We start from the raw sequence: 18,144 nt of genomic DNA, 5'->3' as shown, positions 1-18,144 counted from the left end.
GGCAGCTGCTTGGTGATCAGCGGCGGGACCACCATCGCCTCCTACTCCGGCAGCTGGTCTCACCCGGCCTACTAGCCCGAAAGCGGGTGCGCCCTGAGGGGATCCGTCCGGTTTGATCGCAGGAGGAACCCTGATGCCCGTCAGCAAGATGCGGAAGAACCCACTTGGCCACGCGGGCTCTACGCCAGTTCCGCCACCGCGAATCCGACCGAGAACCGCTTGCACCACACAACCGCGTACCGGTGCCGAGACAGGTCCACGCTCCCGGGCAGGTCGTAGTTCTGAGCTCCCTTGTTGCCCTTGAGCCTTCCCAGCTCTACGAAGTCGGCGTCGTAGTCCGTGGTCGCGGACAGGTACACGCGCAGGTCCGGCCCGTTGTCGGTGGAGAAGTCCTCAAAGCGAAGCGTCCGCGACCCCCCGTCCCCCGGGACCACGACCGCCCGTCCCTTTGACTGATGGGCCAGGGAGCGGAACGTCCCCGACGGCAGTGCGGGGGCCGGGGTGGCCTCTGCCGGCGGAGGCCCCGACGCCACCGGAGCAGATGCCGGACCCGTTCCCACGGGGCCCGGAGTCGACTTCGGCGGCGGCGTCTCGTCCACCACCTGGTCGATGAACAGCTTCTGGGGCTGGAAAAACGCCAGGACGAACACGAGGAGAGCCGCGGCCGCGGCTCCCCCCGCGAGGACCAGACGGCGGTGCCGCGCGAACGACGCGCGCAGCCCCACCGCTACTTAACCGTCACCGTCACCCTGTCGGCCACCAGAGGCGTGAGCGGCGCGTGGGCGCCGTTGGCCACTACGGCGTACACGATGTGGTCCCCGGGTGTCAGCCCCGTGAGAGGCACCGAGGACTCGGTGGTGTGAATGAACTTCGACTTGTCGGTGGTGGGAATGGCCACGCCCGGCTTCGGTGCCGCCGCCGGGTCGATGAGCAGGATGTAGTGGCCGGTTTTGCCCGAGGCGTCGCCGTCGGGAGCCTTGATGTCCACGCCGTCGGACGCCAGCTTCACGGTCGTGCCTTCCACCGTCGCCTTCACCGTCGGACCCTCCACGTCGAAGTTGAAGGTCTCCTCGACCCCCTCGTGGATTCGCTTGTGCGTCCCGTCCCCCAGCACGACCGTGACCTCGTGGCTTCCTTCGGACAGTCCGTACAGGGTCAGCGGGTTCTCCGCGGAGTGCACGATCCCCTTCTCGACAGGGATCGTCTGTCCCACCTCCACCGGCTCACGGTCGATAAAGGCGTGCAGGTGTCCGGTCTTGCCCGAGGTATCCCCGTCGGCCTTGACGATCTGAACCCCCTTGACCGTCACCTGTGCCTGCACGACGTTGCCCTTGAGCTTGGTCGGCGGGTCGGCGACCTCCAGGGAGACTCCACCCGCTGCGGCGGTGGAGGCCGGCGAAGCGGTCGAGTCGCCCTGCTCGTCCTGCGCGCACGCGCTCGAGAACACCAACGCACATACCGCCAGCGCGATCACAAGCCTGTTCCTCATCTGCGCTCCTTGTCGTTCGTGGCAGCGCGGGTCAGCGACCCGTCTGCGCAACCCCCCGGTCACGCTTGACACACTATGCGCCCGGCGGGGCAACGTGCGCTGCCGGGAATTGTTGTGTGAGCTTGGCGTCCAAGGGGTAACATCTCCTCGGCTCCGGGGTCCCCTCGCCCCTCCCGGCTCGCCAGACACCATGCTCCGGACGCGCTCACGACAAGAGGGTCGCGCAATGGCTCGACTGTGCCGATGAATTCGAAAGAGGCCATCGGCGTCTCACCCACTTACTCCTGCAGGAGATCCTGTTGAGCAATCTGGCCCAGACGCCCCCGAATGAGGGAACCTTCGTCCACGAGGCTCTGTTCTACGCTGGCGACGACGAGTTCACGGACCGGATGAGCAGGTTTGTACGGGACTCGATCACCGCCGACGAACCAGTCCTCGTCATGGTCGTGGACCACAAGATCGAACTTATCCGCTCTGCCCTCGGCCGCGACGCGGACAAAGCCATGTTCGCGGACATGCGTGAGATCGGCCGGAATCCCGGACGCATCATCTCCCGGTGGCACGACTTCGTCGACGAACAGGTGAAGCCCGGCACCCGTGTCCGTGGAATCGGCGAGCCGATCTGGTCGGGCCGATCCCGGGAGGAGCTGGTGGAGGCCCAGCGACACGAGTCGCTGATCAACATGGCCTTTAAAGGCGCTCCCGCGTGGATCCTGTGTCCGTACGACACCGAGGCACTATCGGCCGACGTGATCGAGGAGGCCCACCGCAGCCACCCGGTCCTGTCCACCGACGGAATCCGGTGGGACAGCTACACCTACACGCACCCGGGCGAATGCGACCGGCGGTTCGACGAGGCGCTGCCGGAGCCGAAGCTGCCCTTTCACGAGGTCATCCTCGATGTGGACAGGCTCCAGCCGCTCAGGAAACTCGTGGAGCGCGTCGCGTCCGGAGCCGGGGTGGACGAAGCCCGGACCCGGGACTTCGTCCTGGCGGTGACCGAAATCGCCACCAACAGCCTCCGCCACGGGGGCACCCCCGCAGTCATCCGGGTGTGGGCGGAGGAGGAATGCGTGATCTGCGAGGTCCGCGACACCGGACGCATCGAGAACCCCCTGGTCGGGCGCAAGCGTCCGGAGGCCGAGCAGGCCCACGGCTATGGCGTCTGGCTGGCCAACGAGTTGTGCGACCTGGTCCAGGTGAGGTTCTTCACCTCCGGGTCGGTGCTGCGCCTGCACATGCGCACCGGCGCCCCCTAGTCAGGCGGGCCCGAGCCGCAACTGGGCATAGGACCTCATCGCCCCCGCGTTGTCCAGTTCCTGGCCCGTCTGCGGGGACACGGCCCCATCGAGGTCGCTGAACCGGAACACGACGGCTCCGATGCTCGGGTTCATCAGCGTGTACGGCGGGACTATGGCCGCGGTGCCAAGTCCGGTCGCGCCGTAGGGGCCGATGCTCTTTTCGTGTCTGCCGTTGAAGTTGTGGCCAAGCTCGTGCGCGAAGATGTTGACGCTGTCGCGCATTCCGGTCAGGCCGCCCCGGAACAGGTTGACCGCGTAGGCCAGGCTCGTGTTCAGTTGCGACACATACGCACAGCCGGCAGCCGAACCGCTCATGAACCCCGTGAGCAGGTGGGCGGTGTCGCGGGGAATGGCGCGCCGAACGTGGTCGTTTCGCCAGTAGGAGCTGAACTGCTCGAGCTTGCCTCCTCCACACGCGTTGGGCGCGGTGTACGGATCGGGTGTCTGCCAGGCCCCCAGCGAGGTGACCCGGAATCGGACGTCTATCTGCTCGTAGATCGCCTCGGTCATGTTCACGAGCTCCAGGACGTTCTGCTCCCAGGTCGTGCGGTAAAAGCCGAAGTAGACGTGGTCCACCTCCAGCGCCAGACGAAGCAGCAGCGTTCCCGAGTTCCCCGCCGGGACGCCGTCGGCTCGGACGTTGGAGTCCACTCCCGGGACCGCGATCCCGTCCTCGCCTGTGGCCTCGGGATGGTCGTCAAGCGTGACGGCGTCGGCCCCTCCGTCGGTCCGTGGGATGAGCGTCCAACCCGTGCCGTCGGGCTGCAGGACGATGCCCCGGACCGTCCGGTCGATGCCCAGCCGAACGCGCAACCCCATGTCCGGCGAAACCGATCCGATGTAGGTGGTGACGGGGGGCCGGGGCCGCGGGACGCGAGATGCATCCGAGATGGAGACCACCTCGGCCCCCTCGGCCAGCACGTCGTTGGGAGTGGCCGTCAGCCGGAAGATCCCGATCGGAAGTCGCAGGTCGACCGGACGCCCCGCGGCCAGGGCCGCAGCCGACCCGTCCGGCAGGGCGGCCACTCGCGCAGACGAGACGGCGGGGACGGAAGCCGCACCCGTCGCGGTCGCCAGCAGCGAGATCGCCACGACGAAGGTCGCTGCGGCGCGCTTCGGACGGAACCCGGCTGCTTTCACGCGAAACGCCTTCACGCCGTTCCGAACGTGACTGCGGAGGCGTTGCCCCCCACGTTCACCGCGATGAGCCACGACCTGTCGCCCTCGGCGGGGGCGCCCACTGCGTCACCCGAGCCGACTCGGGTTACGGACAATCCGTTACCACCGCTGGTAGCCAGGTAGAGCCGGGCGCCGTCCCCCCCGCTGAGCACCGCGGTACCAGCACCGACCACGGGCCGGGCGGCGATTCCTCCGCCGCCGAGAGTGCGTTTGGTGGTGGGCCCCGTCTGGGCCCCCGGCGTCCAGGACCTGAGGTGCTCGGACCAGTCCAGCACCGGACCGCCCCCCACCGCCGGACCCCACTCGAGCTTGGCGTCCGACAGCAGCCTCGCACCGAACCGCGCGAACTCAAGCCCCGCGTCGCCGGCAGAGGACTCGAGTCCGGACTGAAACTTCTCCCAGAACCCCCCCTGTGCGGACGCTGGGTCCGACTCCATAAAGGACACGAACCCGGACATGCCGTTCGTGGCGTACCAGGACATCCAGAAAAGGCACATGTCGTAGGAGTGTGTGGTCATCGCCGCGGCCACCGCGGCGTCCTGCGTGGGGCGGACGATGATTCCCGATCCCACGAAGAAGTACCCGTTGCAGGAGTTCGCGTAGCTGGAGGCGTCGCTCAGTGCGTAGACGAGGCTGCCGGGCTGATGGCTTACCTGGGAATAGCTGTGCAGGGTCTCCTGAAAGCGGGCGTGGCCCTCGGTGACCGCCGACGGCATTCCTCTGGAGCCCTCGGCCCCCCAATAGCCCATCTGGAAGGTGTGCCACATCTCATGGCCCAGGACATTGGTGAACGCCGCTGATGCGTCCGGGTAGGAGAAGCCCAGCACCTCCAAGAGCTCCACGGTCCGGCTGGACATGTGGATGTTGAACCCGTCGGAGTACTGCACGCAGGCGATGCAGTACAGCGAAAGCGCGTCGTCGATCCCGATGGTGCCGGTGCGGTCGGCCCAGCGGCCTTCCATCCCCCAGTCCAGGAACTCCTGGTAGTTCGAGGCGGCCGCGTCCCGTGTGAGCTTCATGATGTCCACGTTGTGGACGCCGGTCTCGTCCTCCGAGACCACTCCGATGGGAGAGTCCCCGTTGCGGATCAGGATCTTGAACCCGTCCGCCGTGTTCACCTCGGCCTGAAGCTCCACTGTCGCGGTGGACATGGCCGGCACCAAGGGCCCGTCCAGCCGGACGAGACCGCCGGAGCGGCTGAACGACCTGGACGCTCCCGGCAGAGCCGTCAGCCCCCCGATCTCGGCCTCAAACGGAGCGACCCCGATGTGGGTGGCGCGCCACAAAGCGGACCGGACGCCCATAGCGTCCACGGCCACGGTCCAGTCCGCGAGCACTCCGTTGCGGGAGCCGTGGGTAACGAGTCGGACGACGCCGGTGACGTCGGTAGCGGCGCTGCGAACGGTGACGTCGCCAAACCACGGGGTCCCGGCGACCGTCGCGAACGCCGACGCCCGGTCGGCCGCCGATCCGGTGCGGCCGGCAAGGGCCCATGCCAGGTCGAAAGCCTCGACGCCGCACCACAGGCCGGCGACCGAGATCATCCGGTGCTCCACGTCGTGGCCCATGAACACCGGATCGGATGCGATCGCGCTGGGAAAGCCGACGGCGGTGCCGGCGGCGCCGAGCCTGGCGTGCGGAGACACGAGCGAGGTAGCGGCGCCCGCGGGTCCGCCCGCGACGCACCCGGGAGGCGCGGCGGCAGCCGCGGGGGCCGGAGCCAGAAGGCCTGAGATCAGGACAAGAGCTACGAGGTTGGATATGCGGCGCATCAGCTCCCCTTGACGTCGGATGGGTCAACCTGATGATTCGCCGCCGGGCCCCCGGCTCCTGCCCGCGGGGCACAGACTGGGACGTGCCCCGCACCCCGCACGACCTCGTCCTGTTCGACCTCGACGGCACCCTCACGGACCCCGCGGCGGGCATCTGCCGGTCCATCAACCACGCTCTGACCTCCCACGGCTTCGATGCACAGCCGGACGCCGAGCTGACCAGGTACATCGGCCCCCCGATCGACCAGACGTTCGCGACGCTGACCGGCGCAGGCGACCCACTGGCGATCGAGTCGATGGTCGCCAGGTATCGGGAGCGCTACGGCGACGTCGGCTTCGCCGAGAACCGCGTGTACCCGGGGGTTCCCGAGACGCTCTCAGCGCTCGCCGAAGCGGGGGTCGGGATGGCCGTCTGCACCTCCAAGCGCGTCGACTTCGCGATCAAGGTGCTGGACCTGTTCGACCTGCGCAGGTTCTTCGACTTTGTCCACGGAGGCGACGTGGGGATCGACAAGACGATGCAGCTCACGTCCCTGCGCGAACAAGGCCGCGTCGGCGCGAAGTCGCTGATGATCGGTGACCGCGGAGTCGACCTGTCGGCCGCTCGTCGCAACGGCCTGTTCGCCGGCGGCGTGATCTGGGGCTACGGCTCGCGCGAAGAGCTCGTCGCCGAACGTCCGGACTATCTCTTCGAGTCCTGCCACGAGTGGGTCAGCCTGGCCGAGGACGCCTCACCCTGAGCGGTTCCCTCGTACACGACGTGGTCGTCATCCGGGTGGGGGCTCCCCAGTAACGTTCGGTCACTGCCGAGACATGATCCAGGTGATGGACGAAGAAACTCGCTTCCGTCGGATGTTTCAGGAGACCTACTCCTCGGTCCGGCGCTACGCGCGCCACCGCGGCCTGGCCCCCGCCGATGCCGACGACCTTGTAGCGGAAGTGTTCACCGTCGCGTGGCGGAAGCTGGACCGGGTGCCCCGGGACAACCCCCTCCCGTGGCTGCTGGCCGTGGCCCGCAACCACTGGCGCAACTCGCTGCGCCGCTCGCAGCGGGAGAAGTCGGCCCACCTGCGCCTGACGGCCGAGCCCGTTTCGGAACCCGCCGGACAGACGGGAGACCGGATCCGAGAAGCGCTCGACTCCCTGCCTGCCGCCGACCGCGAGATCCTGCAGCTCGTCGCCTGGGACGAACTGACGCCGAGGGAGGCCGCAGTCGTCCTCGGCTGCACACCCGCCGCGGCACGAGTTCGCCTGCATCGGGCTAGGTCACGTCTGGCGAAAGCACTGCCCACTCCGGTAAGACACGAAGGGAGACAGCGTGAAAGACAGATCTGACGCCGGCGACGTCCTCATCGCCCTCCGCAACGCCCGCCCGGTCCTCGACGAGCCGTCCGCGAACCCGGAATCCGCCGCCGCACTACTGCTACTGGACCGGGTCACCTCCATGCCCCGCGGCAGCAAGCCGCGACACCGGGCGCTGTTGGCGGCGACCGCCGTGGCCGCCGTAGTCGCGGGAGGTCTCATTGCGGTGTCGAGGGACGCGAAGGCACCGCGTCCCCCTCTGGACGTCCGGCTGGTTGCCGCTGCCTCACACACCGGTCTGGCGGACACGGGACGGGCCGAGGTCACCTTCGCTATGGACGCGGGAACGCAGACGGAGCAGCGGGGGATCTCGAAGATGACCTTCGCCGGCAATGACCTGGAGATGGTCACCGACTTCGCGGGCTCTCGCGGCCGGCCCGGTTTCCAATCGGTCAACCGCACCGTCGGGGGCCAGTTCTACCTCCTGGACGGCCCCCCGGAGCGCAAGCGCTGGTACCACGACGTAGCTGCCAGTGGATCCCAGCGAAAGGACCTGTTCAGCCTCGATCCGCGCGACCTGTTGGACATGCTCCAGCCCTCCGCGTCCTTCAGCGAACAAGGCTCACGGCCTGTCGACGGCGAGCGGATGCGTCGGCTTGTCGCCGGAACGCCGGGAAACGTGCCGACGATGAACCTTGGGCTCGGGCCGAACGACGGGAGCCGGGTGACCCACCTTTCGCTGCTGGTGGACCGTCGGGACGTGGTTCGCCGGATCGACCTGCGCACGGAGTGGAAGGAGACGCGGACGACGGGCGAGGCGTTCGAGAAACGGCCGGACGGTACGGTGCGCCTGATTCCCGCGCCCTCCGGCGCCCCGACGACAATCGTCGTGCACCGCAGCGAGTACACCGCCCGGTTCTACGACCTGGGCGCCCCCGTCATGATCGAAGCGCCGGCCGGGGCCCTACCAGTCACCGGAAAGGGCTGAGCGCGACCCGGCGTGACGCCACCAGCCGTCGAAGATGAGGCACGCACCTCGACTAGCGCGGTGAGTCCCAGGGCAAGACCGTAAGCCGAGGCCAGAGCTGGGTCCACCGCTTTGTCTTCTTCTCGAAAGCGGACTGGGGCCCAGCGGCATAGGCGTTTCTGCAAACGATCAACTCGAAGAGGTCGTCTGTCCCGAACGGCGAGTAAACCTCGATGGTGCCGTTGTTGGTTCGGATCCCGATGCAACAAGCCGTCGCGAGGAAGTTGCGGATCGCATCCTTGGATGACGCGAAAGGTGCGATAGCAATGCCGAAGTGGTCTTCAAACCAGACGTGAACGCGTGCCTGATTGCGCACTTGGACCTCGACGCCGAGATTGTCGAACGCGTCGGCGGCCCGCTCGATCACTTTGTTTTCGGCCTCCCACGACAGGTCCGCGGGATCGCAATAGAAGAGGTCGTAATCGAGGATCCCGTTAGCGAGCGGGTAGCCGTGCAGATGGTTCCAGACCCTTTGAAAGAGGCAGCCGGCGGTCAGGTACCAATCCGGCAGTCCCAAAGCCTCGGCTCGACTGAGTTTCTGGGATGGTGCCGTCTTCGAGGAGGACGCCCTCGAGGATCAGTCGTTGGTTTTGCACCACCTGAGGGTAGCCAGGACCATCTGCTGAGCATCGGCAACGTCACGAGCCCGATCCGTCCCCATGCCATCAGGATCCCCTCCCGTCCCCAGCGGTTTGTCGTGCGCCTGAAGTTTTGACCCCGTCGGTGTCGAGACGAGATCGGAAACAGAGCTTGGCAGGGTGAAAGCGAACCCCGCCGGATTTCCGGGAGTCGCGAGCTCAGCCCAGGTGGTGGACCTGAACCTCTCCCCAGGCCTCCCGCAGGTACTCGGCCACCAGCCGACGGTGACAGTGGTCAGCTTTGTCCTCGGTGCACAGCAGGCAGTCGTCGTCCCGGAGCTCGGAGCGCAGCACCTCCTCGACCTGCCTGTCGCGCATGAGCTGAAGGAAGCCCTCCTCGTACTCCTGCCAGGGGCACTTCTGCTTTTTGAGCGCAGTGAACAGCTCGGGCGTGGGTGAAAGCCTGGGTTCGTGGATGTAGTCGATGCCGCCGATCCTGTCCAGGAGGTAGGCGAGGTGGTCGCGCCTCGCGAAGCCTGCAAGCTGCGAACGGTTGTAAAGCCGGATGTCGACCACGCGCTTCACCCCGGCCTCCAGCAAGGTCTCGAAGAACGTCTCGGCGCTCTTTTTGGTGAAGCCGATGGTGAACAGTCTCACCGGCGCCCTCGGAAGTCACTCACCTCGGAACCATAAAAGCGCACTCGGAAGCGCGCTGCCGCGGTCGAGTCCTACCTCAGACCGGGTAACCCGCCTCCCGAGCGTGAGAGAAGAGGTTGGCAGTGACGACCGGGTAGGGCGCAATCACCGTGGCTGGCATGTCGCAGGCGTAGAGCGCTGCAGCCTCCATAGGGTGAGTTGCCGCCTGGCCGTTCCCGCTGAGACATAGACCGGCTCCCGCGGCGTCGACACCGATGTCCGCGTGCTCGGCCTCCCCTAGAACGTTGTCCTGGATCCTGTGCCCCGCAACGGGGGCAGGACCGGTGACCGCGATGTTGTAGGTGTGACCCGTCGCCGTGTTCGAGGCGATGAGGTTCGACCCTCCGCCGGAGATCCAGACCCCGGCTCCGGTGGGCGGCTGGGGGTCCCTGAACACGGCTGCCACCCAGACGCCGGTGGAGTCGTTGTCCCTGAGAGTGTTCCCGGACACCTGCGACCCCCCCACATCCTTGAGGACGGCCCCCACAGCATTGCCCTGGATCCGCGAGCTCCGGACAATCACCCCTGTGGCGTCCACGGCCACCAAGCCCGCTGCGTTGCCCTCAAGCTGCACATCTTCGATGAGAGCACCGCACCTCACACAGCCGCGGACCCCGATCCCAGCGATGCCATGGCCGGTCACCCGCACCCCGCGCACCGTAAGACCCGCGGGCTCACGGGCATCCACGCCGTAAAGGGTGTTGTCGGCCACGACCGCGTCTGACACCACCATCCCGGACACCCCGGCCGCTGCGATTCCGGCTCGGGCGTGCTGAGTGACGGTCAGGTTGCTTATCCGCACGCCGGGTGCGGACACGGTCAACCCCACGTTGCGAACGTCCTCCCCATTCAGCACCACCTCGTCCGGCTGCTCGCCCAGACCGATGATCTCCAGACGAGGCACCGTCACCACGACCTCCTCGCGGAACACCCCCGGACGGATCAGCACCCGGGTCCCAGGCTGCGCGCTCGTGGCTGCGTCCGCGATGGTCGGCACGTCGTCCGGCACGATCACTGAAGGCGTCTCCGGTACAGGCGCTCCGGGAGGATTGCCCACCTGGATCAGCCCCTCCATGCTGATGTGCACCCGGCAGCGGTAGTAGACGTACTCCTCGACCGGGAAGGTCCACGAACGCTGCTCTCCTGCGTTCAGCGTGCGGTCCGGATCGAAGTTGAACCGGCTGCTGCCCAACGGAGCGCCCGCCCGACCCTCCGTGACTGTGTGTCCGGACGCGGTGGCCGTCCACCGCACCGTGTCCCCCGGTTTGATCTTCAACGTCTTCGGGCTGAAGAAGAAGTCGTGGATGGTCACGTCATGGGTTTCGGCGTACGCCGGCGTGCCCAGCATCGAGCTGATGAGCAAACAGGCCGTGACCAGACCGCCCGCGCGCCGCAGACTCATCCCACCAGCCCGTGGTGGTCGTGCTCGTGGCCGCTCCCGACGGGAAGCGGGGGCTTTCCGTCCGGCGTGACGTGGAAGAACGTGGTCATGCCCGCGTCGGAATGCGGCTGGACGTGACAGTGCAGCATCCAGGAACCCGTCCCGACGGACTCACCGGCGATCACCTGGAAGCCGAATGTGTCCGCGGGCCCCACGCTTTTATTGTCGATGACCCTCGCGGGATCCAAGGCGCCGGTCAAGGCTCCGGTCCGGGTGTCGGCCCATGAATGTCCGTGCATGTGGAAGGTGTGGTGCTCGCTGCCCATGCCGACCACCACGAACTCGACGCGCTCGCCGGGCTTGGCCACCATGCACCGGTTGCCGACGGGCGTGTCCCGGCTCTCACAGTCGGTGCCGGGGGAACGCGCGAGATTCAATGTGGCGTTGTCGCCCATCCCCACCACGAACGTCCGGTCGGGCGTGAGGTCCCCCGCGCGTCGGACGATCAGGGCGCCGAACAGACCGGCCCCCACGCCGCCGGTGCCGTGTGTGGTGCCGGCGATGTGGTCGTGGTACCACCAGTACCCCGCCGAGCCGAGGGACCCGACGCGCTTGCCCACGGTGGTCAGAGGAGCTGCGTACCAGACGAAGGTCCGGGCCTGGCCCGGCGGCACGAACGAGCCTTCGTGCCAGCGGTTTCCGGGAATACCGTCGGAGTTCGGCCGGTACTTCACGCCGTGCGGGTGGGCCGACACCCCTAGAGGAGTCTTGCCGTCACCCGGCGGCTTGCGCATCTCCGCCAGGGTGGCCTCGGGGATGTCGTTCACTAGAGTCAGCGCCAGGCAGTCGCCCTCCCATAGCTCGATGGTTGGCCCGGGAATGGACGCCGTTTCTGGGGTCCGTCCGTAGGCCAGCCGCACCGACCCGTCCGGCGCCGGCGGCAGCTGCACCGCGTACAGCGTCAGGTGCTTGGTTGGCGTGACGCAGCCTTCGGGGGTGTCACCGGCCGGGTGGGCGGTGCCGCCGCCGAGCGACGACGACACCACCACGACCGCCAGTGCGATCCGAACGAGTGGGTGCTTCAACCACTTCATCCGACACCCTTCACCGTGATAGTGCCGCCCATGAACCCCGCGTGGATGATGCAGCGGTACGTGTAGGTACCCGGGTAGGGGAAGGTCGCTTCGAACTCCGAAGGAAAGTGCGTTCCCGAGCCCGGCGGACGCCCTCGCATGCGCTCCGGCAGGTTGCCGCCGATCATGATCCCGGAGTTGTGGAAGGTCCCCGGCGCCACGACGTCGTTCGGGGCCCGCTGCTGGTTGGCCCCCAGTTCGGTCATCCCCATCTCAATCGAACCGCCGGGCGGACACGCAGACATTCCCGGCACGATTCCGCCTACCCCGATGCCCGGCACTCCCGGCGCCCCGGTGGCGGCCCCGTCGAACTCGCAGTTGAGAGTTATGTGGGCCGGTCCCCTCGCCTCGGGGAACGTGACCGTGTGGGCGGTGCCCCCCATGACCCAGCGCACCGTGTCCCCGGGCTCGATGGGCCGAGCCGCCGACGGCAGGAACTCCTCGGCAACCACCGGGATACCCGTCGTGTTACTGCGGGCGCCCGCGGCGATGGTCCACACTCGCCGCCCTCCTTCCTCTATTTCCAACTTGGGCTTGTCGCTTATCTCCGCGAACTGCTTTTTGGCCTCGACAGTCGCGGCCGTGATCTCGGCCACGAAGTCCTGCGGCTTGCGATTGTTCAGGGCAACGTCGTCGTCCACGACCTGGATGGTCCCCTGCATCAGCGGGTGGTGGAGAGCGCAGAAGTAGCTGTACGTGCCCTGGGGCAGGTCGACGATCGCGTCAAAGGGGTGAACCTTGCCGGGACCCGAGTTGTGCAGGATCGGCGTCCCCGAGGACACGACCTGGCCCGGAGACGAGATCCTGCACACCGGCAGTCCGGTCCGCCCGCAGCCCGAGCTGAAGAAGGATTCCTCGTCGAACGCCAGCGTCCCCGGGACCTCGTCGCCGCGCGCATACGTAATCTCGTCTGGATTGCCGAAGGTGACCGTGTGGAAAGCCACCGCCCCGTTTCCCTGGTCGGGGAACTCCCAACGCACCCAGTCACCTTTGTGGACACTGAGTTGCCTCGGAAAGTAGGCCTCGTACTGGTAGATGCCGGTTGGATCGGTCGGATCGACGGTTCCCGCGTGCACCAGATGGTCGGGTCCATCCGCCTGCACCGCCGCCCGAGGCTCCACCAACGGCGCCGAAACGGCGTGAGTCGGCGCCAGCAATGCCGTTACCACCACAGCCAGCAGAACTCGCTTCATGTCAGATCCCCTTTGCGCCCAGTCGTCCGTCTCCGGCGGTCACCCGCCCCCGTCTCCTAGGACTCGCGTAAGTCCGCTTTGAGGGTTTGGTTCTCACCGGTGATCGTGAGACTAGCGTATCATTATGAGCATGTCAATCCCATATGGAGACACCGGCCGGACGAAGCAGAAGGCCAGGACTCGAACGGCCATCGTGGCCGCCACGCGCAAGCTGCTTGAGACCGGGACGATGCCCACGGTCGAGCAGGCGGCGGACGAGGCCGGCGTCTCCCGGGCTACGGCGTATCGCTACTTCCCCAACCAGTCCGACCTGCTGGCCGCCAGCCATAGCTACATAGACGCGCCTTCGCTGGTTCCCCCCGACGCGGGGCCAGACGCGGAGTCGAGGCTGACCGCGGTCGTCGAAAGGATCACCCAATACGTCCTGGACGAAGAGGGGCCGCTGAGGGCTTCGCTGCGCGTGGCCCTCGAGCGCGGGGGGGGCCGTCACGAGGACCTCCCCCTGCGTCAGGCTCGCCGGCTGCTGTGGGTCCGGGACGCCCTGGATCCGCTGGCCGGCGAGATGCCGGACGAAGAGCTCCAACGACTGGCGATGGCCATCGCGGCCGTCATCGGCGTCGAGACACTCATATGGCTGACCGACCTGGCCGGGCTCTCGAAATCGGAGGCCGTAGAGCTGATGCGGTGGACGGCCGCCAGTCTTTTCAAAGCCGCCCGACCAACTCCCGGCGGATGAGCACCCCGCCGGCGAGCACGCCCCAGGCCGGACCATTGGCAGCCTCACAGGCTTGATCAGGCGCCGCCGACCGTGATCGTGCCGCCCGCGGGAGACCCGCAGGGCAGCAGCGAACCCGCAGCTGAGGGCTTAAGGCACAGCGGCGACCACGCGGGAAGGCACCCCGCGCCTGGGAACCTCCGGGACGGAACCCTGATGGCGCGAGCGGGCACTATGGGCGCTTGCCGAACAGGAGGGCGACTCTATGACGCTGGCGGTCGTGTACAGGGCTCCGGCGATGTCTGCCGAGCAGTACAAGGACAGTTGGGCGGGCTCGAACGACGCTCCGGTGCCGGTTCCTCGTGGACTCCTGTTTCACGCTGGCGTCGGGGAAGGGGACGAGTTCTTCACGATTTCAGTGTGGGAATCAGACGAGGCGTACGCGGACTTCGCTCCGATGTTCAAGCAGGCGATGAGCGAGAAGGGTTTCAACTTCGGTTCGCCTGCGATGCTGCCGGTTCATCACTGGATCGAGCCGACGAGCAGCGCATAACTGCCAGCGCCATCGCGCGCTCAGTCCTTCCCCACCCCCGAGCCGCACGGAATGCCGGTTAGGACGCCGTCCCGTCCCGCCCGGTTGGCTGTCGCCGCTCGCCCTATCCTCCGGAGCGCCTAAAGAAGCCCTTGCAAACCGCTCCCTGAGCATCGGCAACGTCACGAGCTGGCGGGGGGATTCGAACCCCCAACCTACGGATTACAAATCCGTTGCGCTGCCAGATTGCGCCACGCCAGCGGGACTCCCCATCTTACGAGCGGTGGCGCTGGCGGGACCGAGATCCCTCGTTCGCTCTATCTCCAAACGCGTTCAGCGGTGAGAAGGCGACTTCGCGCCCGGAACTTCGAAATCGACCTCATCCACGTAGCACCACCACCACGTCTCCCCCGGCTCAAAGGACTGGATCAAAGGGTGCTTCGTGGAGTGGTGATGGCCGGTGGCATGGCGGTTTTTGGAGTTGTCGCAGCAGCCGACATGGCCGCAGGTCATGCACAGCCTCAGGTGAACCCACGAATCCCCCACCCGAACGCAATCTTCGCAGCCCTCCGACGAGGGCGTCACGTCCTGAACCTCGTTCACATGCTCGCAAGTTTCGGGCATCTGTTACTTCGGGCGTTCGGCGTCAAACCGCCGCGCCGCCTCGGCGAGGCCGTCCGACAGCTCGGTGCGTCCCTCGTGCTCGCGGCAGCGGATCTCCATCGATGCGGCCACAAAGCCATCCATGGTTACGCCACTCGCCTCCGCAAGCACGGACAGGCGCTCCACCAAGTCCGAAGGCACCACCACGGACACCTGCTGCCAGCTCATAAATGACCTCCCTTTTGGGTTCAGGTGGGACGAACGATCACCGGCCCGCAAAACAGGGGGTTCCAGTGCGCTCAGACGGGTTCGGTACCCCCTCCGGCCCAGCGCGACTCACATGCGCCGAAAGCGCCGGACCGCCAGCGGCGCGAACACGAACAGGATGCCCACGATCCACGCCAGCGCCGTCAGCACGGCGCGGGCGGCCGGGCCCCCGAGGACCAGCACCCGCAGTGCGTCGATCACCTTCGTGATCGGGTTCGCCTCGGCGAACGCGCGCAGCAGCCGGGGCATCGTCTCGGGGGGCACAAACGCCGAGCTCGCGAATGTAAGCGGAAACAGCCACAGAAACGACGCCGCCTGCGCGGACTCCGGGTTGCCGACCCGCAGGCCGATGTTGACGGCGACCCAGGAGAACGCAAAGCCGAACAGGATCCCGATCGCGACCACACCGACGGCGGCCGCGGGTCCGGCGTGGAACCTGAAGCCGATGAGGCTACCCACGGCGATGATCAACAACACCGTGAACGCCGTCCTCGCGGCGTCGGCGATGACACGTCCTGCGATAACTGCCACCCGGGAGATGGGCAGGGAACGGAACCTGTCCACGATGCCCTTTGAAAGGTCCTCCGCTAGTCCAACAGCCGTCGTCATTGTCCCGAAGGCGACCGTCTGCACGACGATCCCCGGGATCAAAAAGTCGATGTACTTCAGACCCGGGATCCGGATGGCCCCGCCGAAGACGTAGGAGAACAGCAGGACGAACATCACGGGCTGGACTGCCGTGAACACGAGCAGCTGAGGAGTGCGCGGCAGCTGAAGCAGATTGCGCCGCGCCACGATCAACGAGTGGGCCGCCGCCTGTCGCACCGACGGCCGTCCCGGAATCGGCGGCCGCCTCTCTGGCTCCGGGCGCGGTCGAGGCGCCGCCGTCTCCAGCGCCGCGCCGCGCGCTGGTGCGGTCGCGGCGACCGGCGCGGCTTTCGTCGTGCGAACCTGCGCCTTCGAGGGTTTCGCGACCACGGTCTTTCGGGCCACCCGTCTGCCGGTGCCGCTCAGAGACGACGAGGGCTTCTTCGAGGCCCCCGGCCGCCCCGGGGACGCAGACTTCTCTTTGGCCCCCGCGCCGGTGCGAGGCGGCTCCCGCCGGCTCACGACTCCGGACCGCCCCCGCCGGTCAGCCGCACGAAGACGTCGTTCAGGCTCGGGCTGTGAACCGCCACGTCGGACAGGGGCACCTTCGCGCGGTCCAGCCTGCGCAGAGCCGCCGCGATCTGGGACATGTCATCGCCGATGTCCACGTTCACGGACCCGCTGTCGCTGTCGATGCGGGCCTCCGAACCTCGAAACTCCAGGGCGGACGCCGCCTGCCGCAGCTGGGCGATGTCCGCAGGCCGGACCTCCAGGACCTTTCCCGCGGTTCGCGACTTGAGCTCGTCGGGCGTGCCCCGCGCGATCACCTTCCCGCGGTCGATCACCGCGATGTCGTCGGAAAGCTGGTCCGCCTCCTCCAGGTACTGAGTCGTGAGCAGCACGGTCGTCCCCTCGGCCACCAGCTCCCGCACCAGGCGCCACAGCTCCAGTCGGCTGCGGGGGTCCAGGCCCGTCGTCGGCTCGTCGAGGAACAGGACCCTCGGCCGCCCGACGAGGCTTCCGGCGACGTCCAGCCTTCGGCGCATGCCGCCGGAGTAGGTCTTGGAGTAGCGGTGGGCGGACTCCTTGAGCTCGAACCTCTCCAGCAGCTCGTCGGCCCTTTCCCGCGAGCGCTGCCTGCCCAGACCCAGCAGCCGCCCGATCATCTCGAGATTCTCAAAGCCGGACAGGTTCTCGTCGATGGCCGCGTACTGGCCGGTGAGGCCTATCACCGACCTGACCCGGTGGGCGTCACGAACACAGTCGTACCCGGCGACGTGGGCCAGCCCGGCGTCGGGCCGGAGCAGGGTGGCCAGGATCCGGACGGCAGTCGTCTTGCCCGCGCCGTTGGGACCCAGCAGTCCCAGGACCGTTCCCTCAGCGACGTCCAGATCGACCCCGTCCAGCGCCAGCGTGTCCCCGAACGACTTTCTGAGCGACTCGACCCCGATCACAAAGGCTCCTCGACCAGCTCACGGACGAATCCGGCAACCGTCACCGGATTGGAGTATTGCGGCGCATGGCCGCCCCGCACCACGCGAAGCCTGCCACGGGGAAGCAGCCGCGTCACCTCGCTGGACCACCGCAGCGGGACCAGGCGGTCCCTCTGGCCGTGCACCACCAGCGTCGGCACCCGCACCAGCGGCAGCTTACGCTCGACCGGGTCTTCCAGCGTGCTGCGGACGGTGCGCCATATGGTCCGGGCGCCGCACCGGGCGAACGCCGCCCACGCAAGCCCTATCAGCCCCGGAGGCTCGAGAAAGCTGGTTAGCAGCACGCGCACCATCTGCCGCCGGAAAGTCCTCGCTCTCACGTCCACCGTCGGAGCGATCAGCACAAGACGGTGCGCCAGTTCCGGGTAACGGACTGCTACGTCCAGCACGACCTGGGCCCCCAGGGAGTTTCCGACCAGGACCGCCGGACCGATGCCGGCCCCCCGCATCCAGGCAACAAGGGCGTCGGCCAGGCCCGGCACGTCCAGCGGCTGCTCCGGACGGAAGCTGCGCCCGAACCCCGGCAGGTCCACGGCGTAGACGGGACCGACGCCGACCAGCGCCCGGCTGAACCGATCCATGTACCGGCTGGACAACCCGAGTCCGTGGACCACCACGACCGGGCGTGCGGCAGCAGCACCATCGGACGCGAAGCGGCCGGCGATGGTGCGTGCGGAGTTCGAAGGATTGCGAGAGGGGGCCATGCGGACAGGACTACTTGCCCGCCCCGCGAAGGGGCAAAACAAAAGGGCCGGCCCCGAAGGGGCCGGCCCTTGAAGTTGAATCCCTACCGACTCTTCGGCGGACGGCCGCGGCGCTTGCCGGTGGCCTGGGCCACCTTGGCGCCCTTGCGGGCGGCGCTGGCAACCGCGGTCTTCAGGCTGGACCTCAGGTC

Annotated in this window: 20 protein-coding genes and 1 tRNA gene; 6 read left to right on the top strand and 15 right to left on the bottom strand. The window is 67.5% G+C overall.

All coding sequences use genetic code 11. The annotated features are described in order from the left end of the window. Positions 1–179: 179 nt before the first annotated feature. Together VNE62_08540 and VNE62_08535 are read right to left on the bottom strand one after the other, a co-directional pair. Complete coding sequence (locus VNE62_08540) at positions 180–725, bottom strand: DM13 domain-containing protein (protein ID HVE92332.1); 546 nt, start codon at positions 723–725, stop codon at positions 180–182. A gap of 2 nt (positions 726–727) precedes the next feature. Next, a complete protein-coding gene (locus VNE62_08535) occupies positions 728–1,489 on the bottom strand; it encodes a DUF4399 domain-containing protein (protein HVE92331.1) in 762 nt (253 codons plus the stop codon). Between the two features lie 299 nt (positions 1,490–1,788). Between VNE62_08535 and VNE62_08530 the strand changes: the two genes are divergently transcribed. After that, positions 1,789–2,748: a sensor histidine kinase gene (locus VNE62_08530; protein ID HVE92330.1), complete on the top strand. Its 960-nt coding sequence runs from the start codon at positions 1,789–1,791 to the stop codon at positions 2,746–2,748. Here the strand turns inward: VNE62_08530 and VNE62_08525 are convergent, their stop codons facing one another. Both VNE62_08525 and VNE62_08520 read right to left on the bottom strand, forming a co-directional pair. Next, complete coding sequence (locus VNE62_08525; GenBank protein ID HVE92329.1) at positions 2,749–3,945, bottom strand: M12 family metallo-peptidase; 1,197 nt, start codon at positions 3,943–3,945, stop codon at positions 2,749–2,751. Then, a complete protein-coding gene (locus VNE62_08520; protein ID HVE92328.1) occupies positions 3,942–5,741 on the bottom strand; it encodes a hypothetical protein in 1,800 nt (599 codons plus the stop codon). The genes VNE62_08525 and VNE62_08520 overlap by 4 nt, the downstream gene beginning before the upstream one ends. Positions 5,742–5,824: 83 nt before the next feature. On the opposite strand from VNE62_08520, the gene VNE62_08515 reads away from it, so the two are divergent. The 3 genes from VNE62_08515 (at position 5,825) to VNE62_08505 (ending at position 8,031) form a co-directional block, all read left to right on the top strand. Then, a complete protein-coding gene (locus VNE62_08515; protein HVE92327.1) occupies positions 5,825–6,481 on the top strand; it encodes an HAD hydrolase-like protein in 657 nt (218 codons plus the stop codon). A gap of 85 nt (positions 6,482–6,566) precedes the next feature. Next, positions 6,567–7,076, top strand: a complete 510-nt coding sequence (locus tag VNE62_08510) for a sigma-70 family RNA polymerase sigma factor (protein ID HVE92326.1) — start codon at positions 6,567–6,569, stop codon at positions 7,074–7,076. Continuing rightward, the gene (locus VNE62_08505) at positions 7,060–8,031 is read left to right on the top strand and encodes a hypothetical protein (GenBank protein ID HVE92325.1); all 972 of its coding nucleotides are present in this window, start codon (positions 7,060–7,062) and stop codon (positions 8,029–8,031) included. Before VNE62_08510 ends, VNE62_08505 begins: the two co-directional genes overlap by 17 nt. Positions 8,032–8,083: 52 nt before the next feature. On the opposite strand, the gene VNE62_08500 is transcribed toward VNE62_08505, so the two are convergent. The 5 genes from VNE62_08500 to VNE62_08480 all read right to left on the bottom strand — a co-directional run bounded on the left by VNE62_08500 (position 8,084) and on the right by VNE62_08480 (position 13,051). After that, positions 8,084–8,587, bottom strand: a complete 504-nt coding sequence (locus VNE62_08500; protein ID HVE92324.1) for a nucleotidyltransferase family protein — start codon at positions 8,585–8,587, stop codon at positions 8,084–8,086. 280 nt (positions 8,588–8,867) lie between these two features. Beyond that, positions 8,868–9,305 (bottom strand): DUF488 domain-containing protein, encoded by a 438-nt coding sequence (locus VNE62_08495; protein ID HVE92323.1) that lies wholly within the window; start codon positions 9,303–9,305, stop codon positions 8,868–8,870. 76 nt (positions 9,306–9,381) lie between these two features. Then, positions 9,382–10,746, bottom strand: coding sequence for a right-handed parallel beta-helix repeat-containing protein (locus tag VNE62_08490; GenBank protein HVE92322.1), 1,365 nt, complete (start codon positions 10,744–10,746; stop codon positions 9,382–9,384). After that, positions 10,743–11,819: a multicopper oxidase domain-containing protein gene (locus VNE62_08485; GenBank protein HVE92321.1), complete on the bottom strand. Its 1,077-nt coding sequence runs from the start codon at positions 11,817–11,819 to the stop codon at positions 10,743–10,745. Before VNE62_08485 ends, VNE62_08490 begins: the two co-directional genes overlap by 4 nt. Beyond that, positions 11,816–13,051 carry a hypothetical protein gene (locus VNE62_08480; GenBank protein HVE92320.1) on the bottom strand — a complete coding sequence of 412 codons (1,236 nt, stop codon included), beginning with the start codon at positions 13,049–13,051 and terminating at the stop codon, positions 11,816–11,818. Before VNE62_08480 ends, VNE62_08485 begins: the two co-directional genes overlap by 4 nt. 130 nt (positions 13,052–13,181) lie before the next feature. Here VNE62_08480 and VNE62_08475 point away from each other — a divergent pair, with 130 nt between their 5' ends. Both VNE62_08475 and VNE62_08470 read left to right on the top strand, forming a co-directional pair. Next, a complete protein-coding gene (locus VNE62_08475; protein HVE92319.1) occupies positions 13,182–13,787 on the top strand; it encodes a TetR/AcrR family transcriptional regulator in 606 nt (201 codons plus the stop codon). Positions 13,788–14,031: 244 nt separating this feature from the next. Beyond that, positions 14,032–14,319: a hypothetical protein gene (locus VNE62_08470; protein ID HVE92318.1), complete on the top strand. Its 288-nt coding sequence runs from the start codon at positions 14,032–14,034 to the stop codon at positions 14,317–14,319. Positions 14,320–14,485: 166 nt separating this feature from the next. Here VNE62_08470 and VNE62_08465 read toward each other — a convergent pair. From VNE62_08465 to VNE62_08440, 6 genes are all read right to left on the bottom strand, one after another. Continuing rightward, a tRNA-Thr gene (locus VNE62_08465) sits at positions 14,486–14,559 on the bottom strand. Positions 14,560–14,631: 72 nt separating this feature from the next. Next, positions 14,632–14,922 (bottom strand): UBP-type zinc finger domain-containing protein, encoded by a 291-nt coding sequence (locus tag VNE62_08460; GenBank protein HVE92317.1) that lies wholly within the window; start codon positions 14,920–14,922, stop codon positions 14,632–14,634. 3 nt (positions 14,923–14,925) lie between these two features. Beyond that, entirely contained in the window at positions 14,926–15,129 is a 204-nt protein-coding gene (locus tag VNE62_08455; protein HVE92316.1) for a hypothetical protein, read from the bottom strand. A gap of 108 nt (positions 15,130–15,237) precedes the next feature. Continuing rightward, entirely contained in the window at positions 15,238–15,993 is a 756-nt protein-coding gene (locus VNE62_08450; protein ID HVE92315.1) for an ABC transporter permease, read from the bottom strand. Between the two features lie 281 nt (positions 15,994–16,274). Continuing rightward, the gene (locus tag VNE62_08445) at positions 16,275–17,210 is read right to left on the bottom strand and encodes an ATP-binding cassette domain-containing protein (GenBank protein ID HVE92314.1); all 936 of its coding nucleotides are present in this window, start codon (positions 17,208–17,210) and stop codon (positions 16,275–16,277) included. Continuing rightward, positions 17,207–17,953 (bottom strand): alpha/beta hydrolase, encoded by a 747-nt coding sequence (locus tag VNE62_08440; GenBank protein HVE92313.1) that lies wholly within the window; start codon positions 17,951–17,953, stop codon positions 17,207–17,209. The genes VNE62_08445 and VNE62_08440 overlap by 4 nt, the downstream gene beginning before the upstream one ends. Positions 17,954–18,144 lie beyond the last annotated feature (191 nt).

Source organism: Actinomycetota bacterium, from assembly GCA_035536535.1.
In the GTDB taxonomy this organism is placed as follows: domain Bacteria; phylum Actinomycetota; class JAICYB01; order JAICYB01; family JAICYB01; genus DATLNZ01.
Note: the sequence above shows the minus strand (reverse complement) of the source record. Positions and strands in the feature narration are given on the sequence as shown.